This is a genomic window from Mesorhizobium sp. M1A.F.Ca.IN.022.06.1.1 (genome assembly GCF_003952605.1).
GTDB lineage: Bacteria > Pseudomonadota > Alphaproteobacteria > Rhizobiales > Rhizobiaceae > Mesorhizobium.
Genome location: NZ_CP034455.1, coordinates 6,157,873 through 6,175,576, shown reverse-complemented (window position 1 = coordinate 6,175,576; position 17,704 = coordinate 6,157,873). Strand labels below are relative to the sequence as shown.

General features: G+C 63.4%; 22 protein-coding genes and 1 pseudogene. 15 read left to right on the top strand and 8 right to left on the bottom strand.

Annotated elements, in window-relative coordinates; translation table 11 throughout:
* The first annotated feature begins 224 nt into the window (after positions 1 to 224).
* Positions 225 to 626, top strand: coding sequence for a rhodanese-like domain-containing protein (locus EJ078_RS29425; protein WP_127216937.1), 402 nt, complete (start codon positions 225 to 227; stop codon positions 624 to 626).
* 53 nt (positions 627 to 679) lie between these two features.
* On the opposite strand, the gene EJ078_RS29420 is transcribed toward EJ078_RS29425, so the two are convergent.
* Positions 680 to 1,588, bottom strand: coding sequence for an alpha/beta hydrolase (locus EJ078_RS29420; protein WP_127325324.1), 909 nt, complete (start codon positions 1,586 to 1,588; stop codon positions 680 to 682).
* A gap of 47 nt (positions 1,589 to 1,635) precedes the next feature.
* On the opposite strand from EJ078_RS29420, the gene EJ078_RS29415 reads away from it, so the two are divergent.
* Positions 1,636 to 2,088 carry a MarR family transcriptional regulator gene (locus EJ078_RS29415; protein WP_067320018.1) on the top strand — a complete coding sequence of 151 codons (453 nt, stop codon included), beginning with the start codon at positions 1,636 to 1,638 and terminating at the stop codon, positions 2,086 to 2,088.
* Positions 2,089 to 2,106: 18 nt separating this feature from the next.
* Here EJ078_RS29415 and EJ078_RS29410 read toward each other — a convergent pair whose 3' ends face one another.
* Both EJ078_RS29410 and EJ078_RS29405 read right to left on the bottom strand, forming a co-directional pair.
* Complete coding sequence (locus EJ078_RS29410; RefSeq protein WP_127216482.1) at positions 2,107 to 2,718, bottom strand: pyridoxamine 5'-phosphate oxidase family protein; 612 nt, start codon at positions 2,716 to 2,718, stop codon at positions 2,107 to 2,109.
* A gap of 83 nt (positions 2,719 to 2,801) precedes the next feature.
* Positions 2,802 to 3,155 (bottom strand): DUF971 domain-containing protein, encoded by a 354-nt coding sequence (locus EJ078_RS29405; protein ID WP_066989863.1) that lies wholly within the window; start codon positions 3,153 to 3,155, stop codon positions 2,802 to 2,804.
* 193 nt (positions 3,156 to 3,348) lie between these two features.
* On the opposite strand from EJ078_RS29405, the gene moaA reads away from it, so the two are divergent.
* The 12 genes from moaA to EJ078_RS29345 all read left to right on the top strand — a co-directional run bounded on the left by moaA (position 3,349) and on the right by EJ078_RS29345 (position 12,446).
* Entirely contained in the window at positions 3,349 to 4,344 is a 996-nt protein-coding gene (moaA, locus tag EJ078_RS29400) for a GTP 3',8-cyclase MoaA (protein ID WP_095825398.1), read from the top strand.
* A 54-nt stretch (positions 4,345 to 4,398) separates the two neighbouring features.
* On the top strand, positions 4,399 to 4,893 hold the full coding sequence (locus tag EJ078_RS29395) for a hypothetical protein (RefSeq protein WP_127216481.1): 495 nt from the start codon (positions 4,399 to 4,401) through the stop codon (positions 4,891 to 4,893).
* 115 nt (positions 4,894 to 5,008) lie between these two features.
* Positions 5,009 to 5,365 carry a hypothetical protein gene (locus EJ078_RS29390; RefSeq protein ID WP_066989872.1) on the top strand — a complete coding sequence of 119 codons (357 nt, stop codon included), beginning with the start codon at positions 5,009 to 5,011 and terminating at the stop codon, positions 5,363 to 5,365.
* A 121-nt stretch (positions 5,366 to 5,486) separates the two neighbouring features.
* On the top strand, positions 5,487 to 6,407 hold the full coding sequence (locus tag EJ078_RS29385; protein WP_127216480.1) for a DMT family transporter: 921 nt from the start codon (positions 5,487 to 5,489) through the stop codon (positions 6,405 to 6,407).
* Between the two features lie 5 nt (positions 6,408 to 6,412).
* Positions 6,413 to 7,045, top strand: a complete 633-nt coding sequence (mobA, locus tag EJ078_RS29380; RefSeq protein WP_127216479.1) for a molybdenum cofactor guanylyltransferase MobA — start codon at positions 6,413 to 6,415, stop codon at positions 7,043 to 7,045.
* Entirely contained in the window at positions 7,042 to 7,557 is a 516-nt protein-coding gene (gene mobB / locus EJ078_RS29375; RefSeq protein WP_067319999.1) for a molybdopterin-guanine dinucleotide biosynthesis protein B, read from the top strand. The genes mobA and mobB overlap by 4 nt, the downstream gene beginning before the upstream one ends.
* 152 nt (positions 7,558 to 7,709) lie before the next feature.
* Positions 7,710 to 8,495, top strand: a complete 786-nt coding sequence (locus EJ078_RS29370) for an ABC transporter substrate-binding protein (RefSeq protein ID WP_067319995.1) — start codon at positions 7,710 to 7,712, stop codon at positions 8,493 to 8,495.
* A gap of 79 nt (positions 8,496 to 8,574) precedes the next feature.
* Entirely contained in the window at positions 8,575 to 9,291 is a 717-nt protein-coding gene (locus tag EJ078_RS29365) for an ABC transporter permease (protein ID WP_127216478.1), read from the top strand.
* Positions 9,288 to 10,112, top strand: a complete 825-nt coding sequence (locus EJ078_RS29360) for an ABC transporter permease (RefSeq protein ID WP_067319992.1) — start codon at positions 9,288 to 9,290, stop codon at positions 10,110 to 10,112. The genes EJ078_RS29365 and EJ078_RS29360 overlap by 4 nt, the downstream gene beginning before the upstream one ends.
* Positions 10,113 to 10,225: 113 nt before the next feature.
* On the top strand, positions 10,226 to 11,095 hold the full coding sequence (locus EJ078_RS29355; RefSeq protein ID WP_095800736.1) for an NAD(P)-dependent oxidoreductase: 870 nt from the start codon (positions 10,226 to 10,228) through the stop codon (positions 11,093 to 11,095).
* 6 nt (positions 11,096 to 11,101) lie between these two features.
* Positions 11,102 to 11,806 carry a DNA alkylation repair protein gene (locus EJ078_RS29350; protein ID WP_127847382.1) on the top strand — a complete coding sequence of 235 codons (705 nt, stop codon included), beginning with the start codon at positions 11,102 to 11,104 and terminating at the stop codon, positions 11,804 to 11,806.
* A gap of 67 nt (positions 11,807 to 11,873) precedes the next feature.
* Entirely contained in the window at positions 11,874 to 12,446 is a 573-nt protein-coding gene (locus tag EJ078_RS29345; RefSeq protein ID WP_127217518.1) for a DUF3299 domain-containing protein, read from the top strand.
* A gap of 42 nt (positions 12,447 to 12,488) precedes the next feature.
* Here EJ078_RS29345 and EJ078_RS29340 read toward each other — a convergent pair whose 3' ends face one another.
* The 4 genes and pseudogenes from EJ078_RS29340 to EJ078_RS29325 all read right to left on the bottom strand — a co-directional run bounded on the left by EJ078_RS29340 (position 12,489) and on the right by EJ078_RS29325 (position 15,084).
* Positions 12,489 to 12,980 carry an Lrp/AsnC family transcriptional regulator gene (locus EJ078_RS29340; protein ID WP_067319982.1) on the bottom strand — a complete coding sequence of 164 codons (492 nt, stop codon included), beginning with the start codon at positions 12,978 to 12,980 and terminating at the stop codon, positions 12,489 to 12,491.
* 108 nt (positions 12,981 to 13,088) lie between these two features.
* A pseudogene (locus tag EJ078_RS29335) lies at positions 13,089 to 13,794 on the bottom strand (uracil-DNA glycosylase family protein).
* On the bottom strand, positions 13,734 to 14,345 hold the full coding sequence (locus EJ078_RS29330) for a glutathione S-transferase (protein ID WP_127217308.1): 612 nt from the start codon (positions 14,343 to 14,345) through the stop codon (positions 13,734 to 13,736). The pseudogene EJ078_RS29335 and the gene EJ078_RS29330 overlap by 61 nt, the downstream one beginning before the upstream one ends.
* A 115-nt stretch (positions 14,346 to 14,460) precedes the next feature.
* Positions 14,461 to 15,084 (bottom strand): thermonuclease family protein, encoded by a 624-nt coding sequence (locus EJ078_RS29325; RefSeq protein ID WP_127248258.1) that lies wholly within the window; start codon positions 15,082 to 15,084, stop codon positions 14,461 to 14,463.
* Between the two features lie 75 nt (positions 15,085 to 15,159).
* Here EJ078_RS29325 and EJ078_RS29320 point away from each other — a divergent pair, with 75 nt between their 5' ends.
* Positions 15,160 to 16,680, top strand: a complete 1,521-nt coding sequence (locus EJ078_RS29320) for a HAMP domain-containing sensor histidine kinase (RefSeq protein WP_127403785.1) — start codon at positions 15,160 to 15,162, stop codon at positions 16,678 to 16,680.
* Here EJ078_RS29320 and EJ078_RS29315 read toward each other — a convergent pair.
* Positions 16,677 to 17,690, bottom strand: a complete 1,014-nt coding sequence (locus EJ078_RS29315) for a nicotinate-nucleotide--dimethylbenzimidazole phosphoribosyltransferase (RefSeq protein ID WP_127403784.1) — start codon at positions 17,688 to 17,690, stop codon at positions 16,677 to 16,679. The genes EJ078_RS29320 and EJ078_RS29315 overlap by 4 nt on opposite strands.
* Positions 17,691 to 17,704 lie beyond the last annotated feature (14 nt).

The following is a 17,704-nucleotide window of genomic DNA, read 5'->3' as shown; positions in this document are numbered from 1 at the left end:
AAATTTTCGCGACCGTGTTGCAGAACAGTTTCACATCCGTGTGAGACACAATGCGGCAGGGCGGCTCCCGGTTTCAGACGCCTCGGTAACAATCAGGCGTTGGCGCTGTGCGGCCTTGGCGACCATGGCCGACCTTCCCTCCTGACAAACATCGGCCCGTGACAAACAGCAGTCTTTGTGATCGAAATTCCGGCGGGCGCGAGCCATGGCCTGGAGGATGCGCAGTGAAGAAGGGATATCGCGAACTTCTCGACGAAGCGAATGCCGAGATCGAGGTGGTTTCGCCTGAGGAAGCTGCCGGGCTGCTGGAGGATGACGGCACCATCTTCGTCGACCTACGTGACCTCCGCGAGGTCGAGCGCGACGGCAAGATTCCCGGCGCCAAGCATGTGACGCGCGGTATGCTCGAATTCTGGATCGACCCCGAAAGCCCTTACCACAAGCCGTTCTTCGCCTCCGGCAAGACCTTCGTCTTCTTCTGCGCCGGCGGCTGGCGGTCGGCGCTGGCGACCAAGACGGCGCAGGACATGGGTCTCGCCCCGGTCAAACACATCCTTGGCGGCTACACAGCCTGGAAGGCTGCCGGCCTGCCGGTCGAGCCAGGGCAGAAGAAGAAGGCCGACTGAGCCATTCGCAACTACGGACGGAAGACGCCAGCAGGCGTCTCCCGCAGTCATTTTCAATGCAGCGCCGGTTGCCGTTCCTCGGCGACGAAGCCCACGGCGCGCGCGACGACATCCTTGTCGGCAAGGATGCGGCGGTGGCCAAGCCCTTCGGCCCAATGCAAGCTCACATGATCGCCGGCTCCCGCATATCGTTTTGCGTGATCGGCATGGACTTCGCGGTCGTCCGGCGCATGGATGATCAGCGTCGGCACCGGAGCCTCGGCGAGCTGGCGGTCGCCCGTGAAATCGCTGAGCGGCCGTCCCGACAAATGCTTCACCCGATCCGCCATGGCGACCCGGGAGCGCGGCCCGACATTGAGCCGGTGGCTGAAATCGTCGAAGATCGCCGGCAGCGAGCTCGGCGCCGCGATTAGAACCAGTTTCTCGGCCGCAAGCGGCGGCATGCCTTTCACCGAAGCGGCAACCGCATTGGCGGCGACGGCGCCGCCGAAGGAATGGCCGACGGCAGCGGCAAACGGGCCGAACCATTCGCCTGCGACTCGCACGGCGTCGACCGCGGTCACCATATTGAGATGTCGCCCGAGCGAATGGCCGTGGCCCGGCAGGTCAAGCGAGACCACCTTGTAGCCGGCGTCGCGAAACCCATCGATCAGAGTTCGCATATATTCGGTGCGCGAGCGCCAGCCATGGATGACAAGCACGGTGCCGCGGGAGCCCCTGCCCGGCCCCGGCCGGAACTCATGCACCGCAACGCAATCCGCCTTCGTCTTCAGCCGGTGATGGCGCGCCTCGGCCATGAAACCCGCAGCGCGCTCGACTGCGCGGCGCTCGCCATCGCTCAAGGCCTTGACGTTTGCCGTGCGGCAGAACAATTCGAACGCGGCGCGGCCACTGAGACGCGGCGCGACATGCTCGGCCGCGCCGAAGACGCCTCGGATGACCTTCAATCCAAATGATGCCATAGTGTCGGTCCAACCATTCGTTCAAGCATGAACATAATAGTTCAAACATGAACATTAAGCAAGAGCTGCCCTGGGACAATCCGCGCTTCCGCAACTGGGTTGCGGTGGCGCGCGCCTGCCATGTGCTGGAGCGCACGCTGGCGGTGAAGCTGGCGCCTCTCGACCTCAAACCGGCGCAGCTCGACGTGCTGATGAACCTCTACCGTCATCCCGGGATGTCGCAGCACGACCTTGCTCGCAAGCTCTTGGTCGGCCGCTCCAACATCACGATGCTATTGCCGCAACTGGAAGCCCGCGGCCTGCTGCGTCGAGAGGGTGACGAAAAGGACAAACGCGTGCTGCGGTTGAACCTCACCGAAGCCGGCGAGGCCCTGCTGATGCGGGCGCTGAAAGTACATATGGCGCTCATCGAGAAGGCGATGAGCCAGTCGACGCCGGAGCAGTGCGACATGATCGGCGAGCAGATGCGCAAGATCGCCGATGTCCTGAAGGAGGCCTGACCGGCGCTCTCGATGCCGCTACCACATGGTCTTCTTTGCCCGCTCCGGCCATTCCTTGTCATATGCGGCGCCATTGATATTCCTGCGGCTGGTGAGCTCGAGGATCTGGCCGGGCGTCGGCAGCGACTTCGGGTCGGCATGCTTTGCCGGGTTCCAGAGCTCCGAGCGCACGATGGCGCGTGCGCACTGGAAATAGACCGCGTCGACGGCGATGACGGTGATCGACCGTGCCGGCTTGCCATCGACCATGAAGGACGCGCAAAGCTCGGCATCGGCTGTGATATGGGCGCGGCCGTTGACGCGCAGCGTCGTGCCGGAGCCCGGCACAAGGAAGAGCAGCCCGACGCGCGGATCGCGAATAATGTTCTTCAGCGAATCGGCGCGGTTGTTGCCGCGCCTGTCGGGCATCATCAGCGTTTTTTCGTCTAGGAGGCGCACGAAGCCGGCGAGATCGCCGCGCGGCGAGCAGTCCAGCCCCTCCGGCCCGCAGGTCGCCAGCGCCACGAAAGGCGAGGCTTCAATGAAGGCTGCATATTCGGGGATCACATGGTCGAGCTCCTTGACGACCGAGGCCTCGCCAGGCAGGCCGTAGAGGGCTTCGAGCTGTTCGACCGATGTGATGAGCGACATCTTTTCGCCTCCTGACCTTTTGCCGGCGCTATTCTATGTCCATGACGCTTTGACGACACCCAATCGAACGTCTTGGCGCCAGGCTAGCGGTCGCGGCTGAGGCCCTTCTCGGCCAGCTCGGCAAGGTAGGCGTTCCAGCGCTCGTCTTTTTCATGCCCGAGCGTGTGAAGATAGTTCCAGGTGAAGATCCCGGTGTCGTGGAAATCGTCGAAGGTGATGCGCACCGCGTAGTTGCCGACCGGCTCGATCTTAAGAATCGCGACATTGCGCTTGCCGGGCACAGTCACGCGCTGATCCGGCGAATGGCCCTGCACCTCGGCAGAAGGCGAGGCCACGCGCAAGAACTCCGCCGGCAGTTCGAACGGCTGATGCCCGGCAAAGGTCACGGTGAGCAGCTTGCGGTCCTTCGAGACCCTGAGTTCCTTCGGCGCGGTCATGTTTCTTCCTATATGCGTTGCGCCCTTCCCTACGCCGGTTCGCGCAGTGCGAAAAGGTGATAGAAGGCAGCCGACAGAGAATGTCGGTCGGGGAATGTTACCAAAGATCGAGAGCTTCTATCTTGAATGCGCGGTTGGATCGTATCACATAGCCGTATATAACGACGCTGCTCAGGCCACGGAAGCGCTTGCAATGGACATGATCGACCCCTTCGGTCGCACGATCAGCTATCTGCGCGTGTCGGTTACCGACCGCTGCGATTTCCGTTGCACCTATTGCATGGCCGAGGACATGACCTTTTTGCCCAAGAAGGATCTGCTCTCGCTCGAGGAGCTCGACCGGCTCTGCAGCGTCTTCATCGAAAAGGGCGTCAGGAAGCTGAGGCTGACCGGCGGCGAGCCGCTGGTGCGCAAGAACATCATGCACCTAGTTCGCCAGCTGTCGCGGCATCTTGAGAGCGGCGCGCTGGAAGAGCTGACGCTCACCACCAACGGCTCGCAGCTGTCGCGCTTTGCCGCCGAGCTCGCCGACTGCGGCGTGAAGCGCATCAATGTCTCGCTCGACACGCTCGATGCCGACAAATTCCGCCAGATCACCCGCTGGGGCAATCTCGGCAAGGTCATGGAAGGCATCGACGCCGCGCAAGCGGCAGGCCTGAAGGTCAAGCTCAATGCCGTGGCGCTGCGCGACTTCAACGACGCTGAAATACCGGAGATGCTGCGCTGGGCGCATGGTCGCGGCATGGATCTGACGGTCATCGAGACCATGCCGATGGGCGAGATCGACGCCGACCGCACGGACCAGTATCTGCCGCTGTCGCTGCTGCGCGCCTCGCTTGAGCGCCAGTTCACGCTGACCGACATTCCTTATAAGACCGGCGGCCCTGCCCGCTATGTCCAGGTCGCCGAGACCGGCGGTCGGCTCGGTTTCATCACCCCGATGACGCATAATTTCTGCGAAAGCTGCAACCGCGTCCGGCTGACTTGCACCGGCACGCTCTATATGTGCCTCGGCCAGGAGGACGCCGCCGACCTGAGAGCGCCGCTGCGCGCCTCCGAAGGCAATGAGCTGGTCGGCGAGGCCATAGACGAGGCGATCGGGCGCAAGCCGAAGGGCCATGATTTCGTCATCGACCGCCGCACCAGCCGACCCTCGGTATCGCGCCATATGAGCGTCACCGGCGGCTGATTTTTTCTCCGATTTGGTGCAGGATCACCCTCGGTCACGGACCTTGGGGGCATCATGAAGTGTGTTCATCTCGTCCAGGGCGCGCCTTTGGTGATCGCCTTCTCGTTGCTGACGATTGCGACGACAGCGGCAATCGCAAAGCCGTTCACCTACGTCAATGCGCGCTTCGGCACGTCCTGCACCTTTCCCGACGAGATTTTCAGCGACCGCTTGCCCGAGCCAGAAAACGGCGATGGGCAGCAATGGAGCGCGCCCGACGGCGCCAGCCTGACCTGCTGGGGCAATTATAACATCGACAGCGACACTCCGAAGGGCTTCGTCGCCGACGAAAAGGCAAACACCGGGCCGGGCTACAAGATCACTTACAGCAAGACCGGGAAGAATTGGGCGGTGGTTTCCGGCATCAAGGGCGACAAGGTCTTCAACGAACGGCGCCTGTTCGGAAAGGATGGTGTCATCCGCACCGTCTGGATCGAGTATCCTTCCTCGCGTAAGGCGAAATACGATCCGCTGACCGGGGCGATCGCCGCCAGCCTGCGCGGCCCTTGAGCTGCGCTCGGCGCACTGGAAATAAACCACCGCGCCGACTTCCACCCGATTTACCGCCGACTTGTTCCGGCCTAGCCTCATGAAGCGATTTTTTTCGCATTCAGGGGGAATTCTCATGCGCAAATTCTTGGCTTCGCTTGCAATGCTCGGGATTGCCTTGGTGCCTGCGGCCGCTCAGTCGATCGGTGGCACCTACACTGTCGCCGGCACCAATTTCGACGGATCGAAATATGGCGGCGAGGCAACCATCACGCTGACCAGCGACACAACCTGCACGATCCATTGGAAAACCGGCGGCTCGTCCTCCGACGGCATTTGCATGCGCAATGACGATGCCTTTTCCGCCGGCTACGTCATGGGCAAGGAAATCGGCCTCGTCGTCTACAAAGTGGAGAAGGACGGCTCGTTGCACGGCCTGTGGACCATCGCCGGCCAGAACGGCAACGGCACCGAGACGCTGACGCCGAAATAATCGCTCCAGTAACGCAGCCGATCTTGAGGGCCGCAGGAACCTCCTGTGGCCCATTTCTTTGATGTTGCTGTCTCGCCGCTGGCTGTTAGACGCTTGCGAGAGAACATAACCGGAAGCGCCCTTGCCTCTTTCGCCAAATCTTCGCGGCGCACTGTTCATGGTCGTGGCCATGATCGGCTTCACCTTGAACGACGCGATCACCAAATTCTCCTCCGAATCGATGAACATGGCGCAGGTCATGCTGGTGCGTGGCGCCTTCGCCTCGCTCTTCGTCGGTCTGCTCGCCTGGCGGCGCGGCGCGCTTGCTGATCCACGCGCCATGCTGCAGCCGATGGTCGCGCTGCGTGTCGCTGGCGAAGCCGGCGCGACCGTGTCGTTCCTGATCGCCCTTGCCCATTTGCCGATCGCCAACGTCTCCGCCGTTCTGCAGGCGCTGCCGCTGGCGGTGACGATGGGCGCCGCACTGTTCTTCGGCGAGGGCGTCGGCTGGCGCCGCTGGCTCGCCATTGCCGTCGGCTTTGCCGGCGTACTGATCATCGTGCGGCCGGGCTTCGAGGGTTTCAGCGCCTATTCGTTGCTGGCGCTGGCGAGCGTCGCCTGCTGCGCGGTGCGCGATCTCGCCACCAAGCGCATCCCGCAAGCGATCCCGACCATGCTGGTATCGACCGCGACTGCGCTGGCCATGACGATCCTGGGTGCGCTGCTGCTCCCGCCGATGGGCGGCTGGACGCCAATGACCGCCGAGGCGACGGCGCTGCTGGCGCTGGCCGCCGTGCTCGTGCTCATCGGCTATCAGTTCATCATCATGGCGATGCGCTCGGGCGACATCTCCTTCATCGCGCCCTTCCGCTATACGGCGCTGCTGTGGTCGATAGTGCTCGGCCTCGTCATCTTCGGCGATATCCCCGACCTGCCGATGATCGTCGGCGCCGCGATCATCATCGGCTCCGGCCTCTACGCGCTCTACCGCGAGCGTGTCGTCGGCAGGCGCCAGCCTGCCGCCGAAAGCGCTGGACCCGACATGGCGCCGGACGGCATATAGGCCCGATGGATCGAAGCGTTGCAGGCATCATCCTGGCGGGAGGCCAGTCGCGCCGGATGGGCGGCGGCGACAAGACGCTGCTTTCGCTGGGCAAGGTCAGGCTGATCGAGCATGTCGCCGCGCGTCTCACACTGCAGGTGGCCACGCTGGTGCTCAACGCCAACGGCGATCCGGCACGGTTTGCCGGCACCAACCTTCCGGTGCTTGCCGATACGATAGAGGACCATGCCGGCCCGCTCGCCGGCATCCTCACCGGCCTTGAATGGGCGGCAGCGGACACGGGCTACCGGTCGCTGGTCAGCGCGGCCGGCGACACGCCGTTCTTCCCTGGCGATCTCGTCGAGCGATTGGCCGTTGCCGCTCGGGCACGGCCGGGCGCGATCGCGGTCGCCAGTTCCGACGGCAGGTGGCACCCGACCTTCGCACTCTGGCCGCTCGGCCTGCGCGATGCGCTGCGCCATTTCCTGGTTGAGGAGGACAATCGACGGGTCTCGGCCTTCATGGAGCGGCATGGTTTTGTCGAGGTGGAGTTTCCGATGCTCGAAGCCGGAGGCGAGCGGATCGACCCGTTCTTCAATATCAACACGCCCGACGATCTTGCGGAGGCCGAGCGTCTGTTGCAAAGACTTGAGCCATGAGACGCGTGTTCGGCATCACCGGCTGGAAGAACTCCGGCAAGACGACCCTGACCGAGAAGCTGGTCGCCGAACTGGTTCGGCGCGGCTGGACGGTCTCGACGGTCAAGCATGCCCATCATGACTTCGACATCGACAAGCCCGGCACAGACAGTTTCCGCCACCGCCAGGCCGGCGCGATGGAGGTCGCGGTCGTCTCCGGCCGGCGCTGGGCATTGATGCACGAACTGCGCAACGAGGACGAGCCGACGCTGGACGACATCCTGGCGCGGCTGGCGCCCTCGGACATCGTGCTGGTCGAAGGCTACAAGCGCGAAGCACACCAAAAAATCGAAGCGAGACGGCTGGAGGCCAAGGACCGGACGCCGCTTTCGATCAACGACCCGAACATCGTGGCTGTCGCCGCCGACTTTCCGGTCGAAGGCGAAAAGCTGCCCGTCTTCAACCTCGACGATACGAAATCGATAGCCGATTTTATCGAGCGCGCGACCGGTCTCGTCAGTCCAGCCAAGTAACGCAGCGGCACACGGCGATTGCCGTTTGCTGTTGTTTTGCAGTTGCTTTTTTCTTGCAAAGAGTGGGAGTATCCCGCGCAGCGGGCGGTCAAAAAGGCTCCGCCCACAAGAGCCGCACGGGACAGCGGCCATGACAATATGAGAGGATTATCATGCGTATTGCACTGCGTATCGCGCTTGCCGCTTCGGCCGCGCTGCTGACACTTGGCGTTGCCCAGGCTCAGGAAAAGACCCTGAGGATCGGCACCGAAGGCGCGTACCCGCCCTTCAACAACCTGACCTCGGACGGCCAGCTGGTCGGCTTCGACATCGACATCGCCAAGGCCCTCTGCGACGAAATGAAGGTGAAGTGCACCTTCGTCGCGCAGGATTGGGACGGCATCATCCCGGCGCTCCAGGCCGGCAAGTTCGACGCCATCGTCGCTTCCATGTCGATCACGCCAGAGCGCCAGGAAAAGGTCGACTTCACCCACAAATATTACAACACGCCGTCGGCGATCGCCGTGCCGAAGGATTCGCCGCTCAAGGGCGTCACCAAGGAGGACCTCGCCGGCAAGACGATCGGCGTCGCCACCACGACAACCCACTTCAACTATGCCTCGAAGACCTACACCGACAGCACGATCAAGGGCTATCCGAGCAGCCCCGAGGAACAGGCCGATCTCGCCAATGGCCGTCTCGACGCCATCGAGGACGACATCGTCGTGCTGCAGCAGTGGCTGGATTCGCCCGACGGCGCCTGCTGCAAGATCCTCGGCCAGCCCTCGCCGCAGCCGGTCGAGATCTTCGGACCGGGCGCCGGCATTGCCGTGCGCAAGGGCGAGACCGACCTGGTCAACAAGCTGAATTCCGCTATCGACGCTATCCGCAAGAGCGGAAAGTACAAGGAAATCAACGACAAGTACTTCAAGTTCGACGTCTACGGCGCCGAGTCCTGATCATTTGCGCCCAGGGCGGTGAGGATCACCTCGCCGCCCTGCCTCCATTCCGGGATCGCCACGGAGACACGCCCCGCCAATGCCAGCCCAAAGCATTTGGACACTTCTCAGTTGGGGACCGGATGGCTGGAGTGACGACATTGCGTCTGGTGTGCTGGTCACGGTCGCGCTGGCGCTTGCGACATTGCCGATAGGCCTGGCGATCGGGTTCTTCGTCGCCTTCGCCAAGCAACACGAAGAGCCCGCGCTCCGGCTCGCAGCCAACATCTACACCACTGTTTTTCGCGGCCTGCCCGAGCTGGTGACGCTGTTCCTGTTCTTCTTCGGCATGCCGCTGCTGCTGCAATATGTCGTCCGCCTGTTCGAGCCCGAGGCGACAATTGACGTGAACAGCTTCATTGCCGGCATGATCGTGCTGGCGCTGATCTTCTCCTCCTACGCCAGCGAAGTCTTTCTCTCCGCCTTTCGCGCCATTCCCAAGGGCCAGTATGAGGGCGGCTACGCCATTGGCCTTTCGAAATGGCAGACGATGCGCCTGGTGATCCTGCCGCAACTGCTGCGCATCGCCTTCCCCGGTCTGGAGAATTGCTGGCTCAGCCTGCTCAAGGACACCTCGCTGGTGTCGGTCGTCAACCTAGCGGAAACCCTGCGCAATGCCGGTGTCGCGGCGCGCGTCACCAAGCATTCCTTCCTCTTTTACAGTGTCGCGGCGGTGGTCTTCCTTGTGCTGGCCATCCTGTCCTCGGTCGCCACCGGCTATATCCAGCGCTCGCTCGGGCGGAGGGAGGCTCGATGAGCGTCAGCCAGGCTATTGCGGTTGACAGGCCACCGCCCCGGGCTCGCGGCTGGCCGCGCGTGCGCATCATAGGCTACGCGCTGGTCTGCCTCTGGGGCCTTTTCGGCATCGGCATCGTGGCCTATCTGGTCCACGCCTGGAACGCCGATTTCTTCGCCAGATACGCGCCGGCCTATCTGCAGGGGCTCGCAACCACCCTGTCGCTGGTCTCCGTTTCGATGGTGGCGGGCGCTATTCTCTCGTTGCCGGTTGCCTACGGCCGGATGTCCAAGAACCGCATCCTTTCCGGATTGGCTTATTGCTACGTCTACTTCTTCCGCGGCACCCCGCTGCTCGTGCAGACCTACCTCGTCTATTACGGCATCGGCTCGTTCCGCCCCGAGCTGCAAACCGTCGGACTATGGTGGTTCTTCCGCGAGGCGTTCTACTGCGGCGTCTTTGCCTTTTCGCTCAACACCGCCGCCTATCAGGCAGAGATCCTGCGCGGCGCCATCGAAAGCGTTCCGCGGGGCCAGTGGGAAGGCGCGGCCTCGCTCGGCCTGCACAAGCTGCAGACGCTGCGCAAGGTGATCATGCCGCAGGCGATCATCGTGGCGCTGCGGCCTTACGGCAACGAGCTCATCCTGATGATCAAGGCTTCCGCGATTGTCGCCATCATCACCGTCTACGACCTGATGGGCAACGCGAAGCTCGCCTACGCAAAATCTTTCGACATCCAGGCCTATATCTGGGTGGCGATCGTCTACCTGGTGCTGGTCGAGATCCTGCGTCACGGCGTCGAATGGATCGAACGCCGGATCACCATTCACCTCAAACGATAGAGCGTCGTCAGCGGACGGGCCTGCACCAGTCGATGCGGCTTTGCGCGCCTTGACGAATTTTTCGCATAGCCTAGACCTTCCGCCACTGAAATCTCTTGTTGGAAGGCAGGCTTATGGCATCGGTTGCATTTCTCGGTCTTGGCGTCATGGGCTATCCGATGGCCGGGCACCTCAGGAACAAGGGCCACCACGACATCACCGTCTATAACCGCACGACCGCCAAGGCAGAGCAATGGGTCGCCCAGCATGGCGGCAGCCTGGCGCTGACACCGGCCGAGGCGGCCGAAGGCAAGGATTTCGTCTTCTCCTGCGTCGGCAATGACGACGACCTGCGCTCGGTGACGACCGGCGCCAGCGGCGCCTTCGCCGCGATGAAGAAGGGCTCGGTCTTCATCGACAACACGACAGCCTCGGCCGAAGTCGCGCGCGAACTGGCCGAAGCCGCCGGAAAGGCCGGCTTTTCCTTCCTCGACGCGCCGGTGTCGGGCGGCCAGGCGGGCGCCGAGAATGGCGTGCTGACCGTCATGGTTGGCGGCGAGCAGGCCGCCTTCGACAAGGCCAGGCCAGTCATCGATGCCTATGCCCGCATGGTCGGGCTGATGGGACCCGCGGGCGCCGGCCAGCTCACCAAGATGATCAACCAGATTGCCATTGCCGGCCTCGTCCAAGGGCTGGCCGAAGGCATCCATTTCGGCAAGAAGGCCGGGCTCGACATTGAGAAGGTCATCGAGGTGATCTCCAAGGGCGCTGCCGGCTCCTGGCAGATGGAGAACCGCCACAAGACGATGAACGCCGGAAAATATGATTTCGGCTTCGCCGTCGACTGGATGCGCAAGGATCTCGGCATCTGCCTCGCCGAGGCCAACCGCAACGGCGCCAAGCTGCCAGTGACCGCGCTGGTCGACCAGTTCTACAAGGACGTGCAGGACATGGGCGGCAGGCGCTGGGACACGTCCTCGCTGCTCGCCCGCCTGGAAAAATAGACGGCGATGGTCCTGCCCGATCCGAGCTGGAGCGCCGACGAGATCGTCGCCCATCTGCGTTCGATCGGCAGCGAGAAAAACCGCGCCGGCATGGCGCGATTCGGCATCAACACGAGAACCGCGCTGGGCGTCGGCAATTCCGATCTGCGGCCGCTGGCGCGCAAGCTGAAGAAGAACCAGGAACGGTCGCTGCTCTTGTGGGACACCGACATTCGCGAAGCGCGATTGATGGCCGCTTTCACCGGCGAGCCGAAGAAGCTCGACATCGGTCAATGCCGGCGCTGGGCCGCCGATTTCGACAGTTGGGAGATTGTCGATACCGTTGCCGACCTGTTCGCCCAAACACCGTTCTGGCGTGAGCTGGTCGAGGAATTCGCCAAGGACGAGCGCGAGTTTGTCCGCCGCACCGCCTTTGCCATGCTGGCCTGGGCGGCGGTGCATCTGAAGAAGGAGCCGGACGCGAGCTTCCTCGCTGCTCTGCCGCTGATCGAGAGGCATGCGGGCGATCCGCGCAACTTCGTGCGCAAGGCGGTGAACTGGGCACTGCGGCAGATCGGCAAGCGGTCGAGGGCGCTGCACGCCCCTGCCCTTGCGCTGGCCGAGAAACTGGCGGCGTCGTCCGACAAGACGGCACGCTGGATCGGCAAGGACGCGGTGAAGGAGCTTTCCGATGTCAAACAGCTCGAACGGCTCGCGACCACACGACTGTGATCTCAGCGAAGTAAGCTCACGACGCTTTTACTCGCTTCCGAAATGGGACTGGCGGAGGATGACCACCATGAGCAGGCGTTTCAGATCAAGCGCGACGCTGGCGATCGTGCTTATGCTCGCCACCGCGAGAGCCGACGCCGCGGCCGACGTCACGCATATCTTCTGGAAAGACTTGCGCCCGGCGACGCAGGCGGTCGCCGAGGACGCCAACCTGCCGATGATCGCGGCAAAACTGCCCGATCACGGTGAGACACTGTCGCTCAATCTGCAGGACAAGACCGTTCAATTGTCCGGCTACGCCTTGCCGGTCGATCGCGAGGGCGACCTCGTCTACCAGTTCCTGCTGGTGCCTTGGACCGGCGCCTGCAGCCACATGCCGACGCCGCCGCCGAACCAGATCGTGCTGGTAACGCCGGCGCATCCTTACAGGATGGCGGAGGCATACCAGCCGGTTTCCGTCACCGGCGTGCTGAAGCCCGGCATGGAGAAGAGCCAACTCTTCATCCTGGACGGCGTCTTGATCGTGCAGTCCGGCTATACCGTGCGCAAGGCCGAGGTGGCTGATGTCGACAGCGTGCCGGACGCCGTCACGCTCCCGGTCAACTCGCCGTGGAATTTCCTCAACAAAAAGAAGAACTAGGTCTCGCAACTTCGCGCATAGCGGGAAGCGCGAGCGCCGTGCTCAGGCCGCGTTGGCCCCCGACTCCTTGTCCAGGATCATGTAGTCGAGCGGGATCTCGGTCGTGTACTTGATCTGCTCCATGGCAAACGAGGACGACACGTCGCGGATCTCGATCTTGGCGATCAGCCGCTTGTAGAAGGCGTCGTAGGCGGCAATGTCGGGCACCACGACGCGCAAGAGGTAATCGACGTCGCCGCTCATGCGGTAGAACTCGACCACCTCCGGAAATTCCTGGATGACCTCGGAGAAGCGCCGCAACCATTCATGGCTGTGCGAATTGGTGCGGATCGAAACGAAGACGGTGACGCGCACATTGACCTTCTCATGGTCGAGAATGGCCACGCGCCGCTGGATGACGCCCTCTTCCTCGAGCTTCTGGATGCGCCGCCAGCACGGCGTGGTCGACAGGCCGACTTTCTTGGCGACATCGGCGACCGCAAGCGTCGCGTCCTCCTGCAGGAGGCGAAGAATTTTTCTGTCTAGGCGGTCCATGGGAAGGCTCCAGCGGAATAGTTTGGCTATAATCCTTTTTATCAGGCCCTTTCACAAGAAAGAAATTCTGCCAATGCCGGCAAAAGCGAGTGATTTCTTGCAAGATGCCTAATTGAGGCGATAGCGGATTTCCGAGCGCAGGAATGGCAGCAAATCCATTTCAAACCACGGATTCTTCTTCAGCCAGCCGGTGTTTCGCCATGACGGATGCGGCAGCGGCAGCACTTTCGGCCCGGCTGCAGCATCCCAGACAGCGCGCCAATTTCTGACCGTTTCCGTCAGCGACGGCCCACGCGCCGTGCCCATGTGCCAGGACTGCGCATAACCGCCGATCGTCAGCACCAGATCGATCTGCGGCATCAGCGCCATCAGATCGGCGCGCCAGGCGGTGGCGCATTCGCGCCGCGGCGGCAGGTCGGCGCCCTTGGTGTCCTGGCCCGGAAAGCAGAAACCCATCGGCACGATGGCGAATTTTTCCGTGTCGTAGAACTCGTCGGGGGTGACGCCGAGCCAGTTCCTCAAGCGATCCCCGGAAGCGTCGGTGAACGGCATGCCCGAGATGTGGACTTTCGTGCCCGGCGCCTGGCCGGCAAGCAGGATGCGGGCCTTCGACGAAGGCACAAGCACCGGGCGCGGCTGATGCGGCAGGGGCCGGCCGCGCGGCTGCTCGACACAGATGCGGCAAGCCCGCACCTTGGCGGCAAGGCTCTCCAGCGCTTCGCTCATGTCCGGCGGGTTCTCCAAAAACAAGGCTCAAGCAGCAGCGCTTGGCCGGCTGGAGAGCGCTGCGTGCCAGCGCAGCACATTCCCGCATTCCTCAGGCACCTTGATGCGTGCCGGCTTCATGAAATCGATGGCGATCAGCCCGGTGATGTCGGCGACCGAATAGGTGTCGCCGGCGGCAAATTCCCTATCCGCCAACTCCCGGTCGAGGAGATGCAGGAACTCGATGGCCTTCGGCTTGTTGGCCTCGCCCCATTCCGGGATCTGCGGCACCTCCCATTCCTTCATTGCCGGATGGATGTGCCGGAACGCGGCGGCCACGCAGCTCATCAGGTTTAGCTCCAGACGCCTTTGCCACATCTCCACCATGGCCTTGCCGAGCGCGCCTGTTCCGAACAGAGCGGGCTCGGGATGCAACTCCTCGAAATAACGGCAAATGGCGATGGATTCGGTGATGATGGTCCCGTCGTCGAGTTCGAGCACGGGCAGCCGCCGCAGCGCATTGCGCGACGCCACCGGCTCCTTGCGATGCTCCAGCGCGCCCATGTCCACGGGCACCAAAGGGACGGTTAGCCCCTTTTCAGCCAGGAAAACCCGAACCCGCCTGGGGTTGGGCGCCCGGCCGCCATCGAACAGCTTCATTCCAGTCTCCGATCTTCATGCCCATCTTAGGGCGCGCTGCAATGCATGTCGCCCCACTGCATAGCGGTTTGGCAAGACCACATGTTGGCAAACAGAGCATCCCCCGAAGCGGGCATCACCAGAAACGAACAAGCTCACGCAACGCATCGCCGAGCGAAGCCAGTGCGCCGTGCTTCCTTTCGACGGGTTGATTGTGATGGCTGTCGCGCCAGTCCTGCGGCTGATCGAAGGAGCCAGCCCAGATGCCCACCTTGGCAGCCCGGGCGACGGCCTCCTCGGTTTCGAAGTCGCCGAAGGCGACGGCCCATCCGGACTGTACCTGCGCGCGGTTGAGGTGCGTGTCGCCCGCCTTGCAGTCGCCGAGCAACCGGCCGTAGCGGTCGCGCTGCCAGCCGGTGCAGGAGACCGGCCTGTCGGCGATCAGCCGCACCAGCGACTGCCGCGCGAGCTTGCCGCAGGCATAGTCGGCTCCGTCCTTGCGGCACGTCTGTGTGTATTCCGGCGCGTCGATGCCGCGCATGCGGATGCGCTCGGCGCCGAGCGTGATCGAATCACCGTCCTTGACGATGGCCGTGCCTTGCTCCTGTCGCATCTCGAACCGGTCGAGCCGCGCCGCCACCAGGATGGACAGGCCAAGCAGGACCACGGCCAGCCCGTAATCCAGAAGCCTGCGCAAAAGGCTTCGCGGAGGCCGCGGAACATAGCGCCGGCGCGGTCTTCGCGACCAGGAACGGCTCATATGGCAAACAGTCTCTTAATCATTCGAACGTAGCTTAACGAACTGAAAATCGCTGCGCGCAGAAATTGAACTTGCATGCCTTTGCTACGCTCGGACACAGCGGACAAATTCATTGTGGACCGCAGGAAACCGCATCGCAACAGCGATGTGGCGCGCGCGGTGCGCAGGACGCGTGACCGTCTTTCGCAGCAGGCCGGCAGCCTCGATTTCGACCGCGAGCTGCTCAAGCTGCATGCACGCGCCATGGTGGTCAGTGCGGCCGCGATTCCTCTGCTTGTGCTTGTGGTGGCGGCCATCGGCCGCTTCGCGGGCCTGGGCAACCAGGTCGCCGTCTGGGCTCTCTTCACGCTGCTTTGCTACGCGATCGTCACCTTCATGGCGCGACGCGTCGAGCGCACGGAGGCGGCCGAGCTCGACCCTGTGCAGACGCGCCGCGATTTCCTGATCGGCCATTCGCTCTGCGGCCTCGGCTGGGCCTGGTTCGCCTGGCTGGGCTGCGCCACATGCCAGGTTGACCAGTTCCATGTCGTCAAGGCCATGGTGCTCCTGGTCGCCATGGCGACGACTGCGGTGATGGCATCGTCCCTGGGCGGCGCGCTATTGGCGACCTTCGCCGTTCCCGTCGCGGTCTATGTCTATGCCGTCCTGCGCCTGTGGATGCCGATCGAAGGGATCATGGCGGCGCTTCTGGTCGCTGCCCTGCCCTTCTTCGGCTACGTCGCGCGCCATCTCAACCAGTCATCCTGGATGCTGCTCTCCTTCCGCTCCGAGAAGGACGCGCTGATCGCCGAGGTGGAGACTGCCAAATCCATGTCCGACGAGGCCAGGCGGCGCGCCGAGGACGCCAATCTGGCGAAGTCGCGCTTCCTCGCCTCGATGAGCCATGAGCTCCGGACGCCGCTCAACGCCATCCTCGGTTTCTCCGAAGTGATGGCCAATGAAGTGCTCGGGCCGATGAACAACCCGACCTATCGCGATTACGCGCATGATGTGCACGAATCTGGCCAGCATCTGCTCGATCTGATCAATGAGATCCTCGACCTGTCGCGCATCGAGGCCGGCCGCTACCAGCTCAACGAGGAGCCGGTGGTGCTGGTGACGATCGTTGAGGATTGCTGCCATATGATGGAACTGAGAGCCCGCAACAAGGACATCCGCGTCATCCAGGAGTTCGAGACCGCGCTGCCGCGCCTGTTCGGCGACGAGCGTGCCATCCGGCAGATCGCGCTCAATCTGCTGTCCAACGCCATCAAGTTCACGCCGTCGGGCGGCGAAGTGCGTGTGCGCGTCGGCTGGACGGCGGGCGGCGGTCAGTACATCTCGGTCAAGGACAACGGCCCCGGCATACCGGAAGAGGAAATCCCAGTGGTGCTTTCCGCCTTCGGCCAGGGCTCGATCGCCATCAAGAGCGCCGAACAGGGAACGGGCCTCGGACTGCCGATCGTGCAGGGTCTGCTCGACATGCATGGCGGCGAGTTCGAGCTGCACTCCAAGCTGCGCGAAGGCACCGAGGCCATCGCCATCTTCCCGCTGAGCCGAGTGATGGAGGAATTGCCCGCGCTGCCGACCAAGGCTGTCGCCGCCCGCCGGCGTTAGCTCCGGGGCGCCGGTTGGACCCGAACCGCCGCCGCCATACCGGAGCTCGTGAGCGCCGCGGCCTTGACGAGACCGGCGGCAAGTCCAGCCCCAACTCCTTCGCCGTGACTGACAGCAAAATCGAGCAGTGGCTCGAGCCCAAGCCGTTCGGCGACTTTGGCTTGGCCCGGCTCCGGCGACAGGCTGGCGAGCAGGCAGTGGTCGATCGCGGAAGGATAGGCTTTGTGCAGAACCGCGGCAGCAGCCGTCGCGACGAACCCGTCGAGCAGCACAGGAATCTTCTGCATGCGGGCTGCGAGAATGGCGCCGCAGATTGCCGCGAACTCGCGCCCGCCGACGCGGCGCAAGGCTTCGAGCGGATCGCCGAGGCCGGCGCCGTGGAAAGCAAGCGCCCGGTCGACCGCTTCGGCCTTGCGCGCCATCATCGCCGTGTCCGCCCCCGATCCAGGTCCAACCCAGTCGGACCCCTTGCCGCCGAAGAGGGCAGCGCTGAGCGCGGCCGCGATGGTTGAATTGCCGACGCCCAGATCGCCAAGACAAAGAAGATCGGCGCCGCCCGCGACCGCTTCCATGCCGAAGGCCATGGTGGCGGCGCAGCCGCGCTCATCGAGGGCCGCTTCTTCCGTGATGTCCCCGGTCGGAATATCCAGCGCCAGGTCGAAGACCTTCAGGCCGAGATCGTTGGCGATGCAGATCTGATTGATCGCTGCACCTCCGGCGGCGCAGAGTTCGACGGCATTGCCGGTCGCCGAAACCGGCCGCGGCGAAATGCCATGCCGAACGGCACCGTGGTTGCCGGCAAAGATCGCCACAAGCGGACGATTGACGGCCGGCGGCGCACGCCCGCTCCAAGCGGCGAGCCATGCCGCGACATCTTCAATCCGGCCAAGCGAAGCTTTCGGCTTGTCGGCCTTGGCAAACAGGGTGCGAACGCGGGTTTCGGCGGCGGCGTCCGCCGGCGCCAGCGTTGCCAGCAGAGTGCGGAAATCGTCGAAAGGCTTTGCGGTCATATCGAATGCGGTCT

What these genes read in the sequence shown, in the direction of transcription:
- EJ078_RS29420 (WP_127325324.1), bottom strand. Translation starts at nt 1,588, where the DNA reads ATGGCATCATTTGGATTGAAGGTCATCCGAGGCGTCTTCGGCGCGGCC.
- EJ078_RS29415 (WP_067320018.1), top strand. Translation starts at nt 1,636, where the DNA reads ATGAACATTAAGCAAGAGCTGCCCTGGGACAATCCGCGCTTCCGCAAC.
- EJ078_RS29410 (WP_127216482.1), bottom strand. Translation starts at nt 2,718, where the DNA reads ATGTCGCTCATCACATCGGTCGAACAGCTCGAAGCCCTCTACGGCCTG.
- EJ078_RS29405 (WP_066989863.1), bottom strand. Translation starts at nt 3,155, where the DNA reads ATGACCGCGCCGAAGGAACTCAGGGTCTCGAAGGACCGCAAGCTGCTC.
- moaA (WP_095825398.1), top strand. Translation starts at nt 3,349, where the DNA reads ATGGACATGATCGACCCCTTCGGTCGCACGATCAGCTATCTGCGCGTG.
- EJ078_RS29395 (WP_127216481.1), top strand. Translation starts at nt 4,399, where the DNA reads ATGAAGTGTGTTCATCTCGTCCAGGGCGCGCCTTTGGTGATCGCCTTC.
- EJ078_RS29390 (WP_066989872.1), top strand. Translation starts at nt 5,009, where the DNA reads ATGCGCAAATTCTTGGCTTCGCTTGCAATGCTCGGGATTGCCTTGGTG.
- mobA (WP_127216479.1), top strand. Translation starts at nt 6,413, where the DNA reads ATGGATCGAAGCGTTGCAGGCATCATCCTGGCGGGAGGCCAGTCGCGC.
- mobB (WP_067319999.1), top strand. Translation starts at nt 7,042, where the DNA reads ATGAGACGCGTGTTCGGCATCACCGGCTGGAAGAACTCCGGCAAGACG.
- EJ078_RS29370 (WP_067319995.1), top strand. Translation starts at nt 7,710, where the DNA reads ATGCGTATTGCACTGCGTATCGCGCTTGCCGCTTCGGCCGCGCTGCTG.
- EJ078_RS29365 (WP_127216478.1), top strand. Translation starts at nt 8,575, where the DNA reads ATGCCAGCCCAAAGCATTTGGACACTTCTCAGTTGGGGACCGGATGGC.
- EJ078_RS29360 (WP_067319992.1), top strand. Translation starts at nt 9,288, where the DNA reads ATGAGCGTCAGCCAGGCTATTGCGGTTGACAGGCCACCGCCCCGGGCT.
- EJ078_RS29355 (WP_095800736.1), top strand. Translation starts at nt 10,226, where the DNA reads ATGGCATCGGTTGCATTTCTCGGTCTTGGCGTCATGGGCTATCCGATG.
- EJ078_RS29350 (WP_127847382.1), top strand. Translation starts at nt 11,102, where the DNA reads ATGGTCCTGCCCGATCCGAGCTGGAGCGCCGACGAGATCGTCGCCCAT.
- EJ078_RS29345 (WP_127217518.1), top strand. Translation starts at nt 11,874, where the DNA reads ATGAGCAGGCGTTTCAGATCAAGCGCGACGCTGGCGATCGTGCTTATG.
- EJ078_RS29340 (WP_067319982.1), bottom strand. Translation starts at nt 12,980, where the DNA reads ATGGACCGCCTAGACAGAAAAATTCTTCGCCTCCTGCAGGAGGACGCG.
- EJ078_RS29330 (WP_127217308.1), bottom strand. Translation starts at nt 14,345, where the DNA reads ATGAAGCTGTTCGATGGCGGCCGGGCGCCCAACCCCAGGCGGGTTCGG.
- EJ078_RS29325 (WP_127248258.1), bottom strand. Translation starts at nt 15,084, where the DNA reads ATGAGCCGTTCCTGGTCGCGAAGACCGCGCCGGCGCTATGTTCCGCGG.
- EJ078_RS29320 (WP_127403785.1), top strand. Translation starts at nt 15,160, where the DNA reads ATGCCTTTGCTACGCTCGGACACAGCGGACAAATTCATTGTGGACCGC.
- EJ078_RS29315 (WP_127403784.1), bottom strand. Translation starts at nt 17,690, where the DNA reads ATGACCGCAAAGCCTTTCGACGATTTCCGCACTCTGCTGGCAACGCTG.